The sequence below is a fragment of the Variovorax sp. P4_D9 genome (assembly GCF_056401695.1).
This window is the reverse complement of sequence record NZ_JBFUIU010001593.1, coordinates 1-929: the sequence shown is the minus strand read 5'-3', so window position 1 is coordinate 929 and position 929 is coordinate 1. Positions and strand designations below refer to the sequence as shown.

Below are 929 nucleotides of genomic sequence, written 5' to 3'. Positions count from 1 at the left end.
ACACCATCAAGTACGCGCAGGACTTCACCAGCGAAACCGAGCTGTCGACCACGGTTCCGGCCGGCTTCGGCACCACGTTCGCCGTGGACCGCGCGATCTTGCTGGGCGGCCAGGCCGTCGCTGAAGCGCTCGCCGCGCACAAGGACTCCAGCGTTCCGTTCTTCTGGAGCGAGAAGGAGCTGGACCACGGCGACAAGGTCGAGCTGCTGCTCGGCGCCATCCGCGGCGTCTCGAAGGTTCGCTTCGAGATCGACTACGGCAGCGGCAAGCAGATGACGGACTACGGCGCGATCGCCATCGACACCGCCGTGCCGATCATCGGCGCCCGCAACTGATAGGCACCTGGGCCGGGAGTGATCCCGGTCCGGCCTCGTCTCATCAATCCATCAGGAGCACAACATGCCCACCGTTACCAAGACCCAGTTCCGCGCACGTCAATTCCACAACGCGCCGTACGGCAACGATTCGTCGTTGCACTTCCAGCTCAAGACCGACGCCACTGGCGCCGCGATCGATTCCGACTCCATCGTTGCCCTAGGCATCGGTGACAAGGTCGTCCTCGGCCCGCTGCAGGATGGCATGCGCCTGGACGACAGCCAAGTCATCGTCTCCACAGCCATGACCGCGGCCGTCACCGGCTCGCTTGGCTTCGAGTACGAAGACGGCATCGACGACCCGACCGTCCCGCAGAGCGCGACCTTCTTCGGCACGGGCCTCGTGCTCAACGCCACCGGCCGGCTGCGCAACGCGACTTCCAACGCCAACGTGACGCTGCCCAAGGCCGCGAACCTGATCCTCACGATCGCCGGCGCCGCAAACGCCAAGGTTTCGCAGCTGGACATCCTCATCAAGGGCGAGATGAAGGGCTTCCGCTAATCAGCGGCTTCCCCCAGGGAAAGGGCCCATAGCGGCCCTTTCCTCCATCCACC

At 64.9% G+C, this 929-nt stretch carries 2 protein-coding genes; both read left to right on the top strand.

Going from position 1 to position 929, the window contains the following annotated elements:
- Positions 1 to 335 (top strand): phage capsid family protein (locus tag AC1DY5_RS57125; RefSeq protein WP_478122957.1); only part of this gene is annotated, 335 nt, incomplete at its 5' end.
- 64 nt (positions 336 to 399) lie between these two features.
- Positions 400 to 876, top strand: coding sequence for a hypothetical protein (locus tag AC1DY5_RS57120; RefSeq protein WP_478122956.1), 477 nt, complete (start codon positions 400 to 402; stop codon positions 874 to 876).
- Positions 877 to 929: the final 53 nt, after the last annotated feature.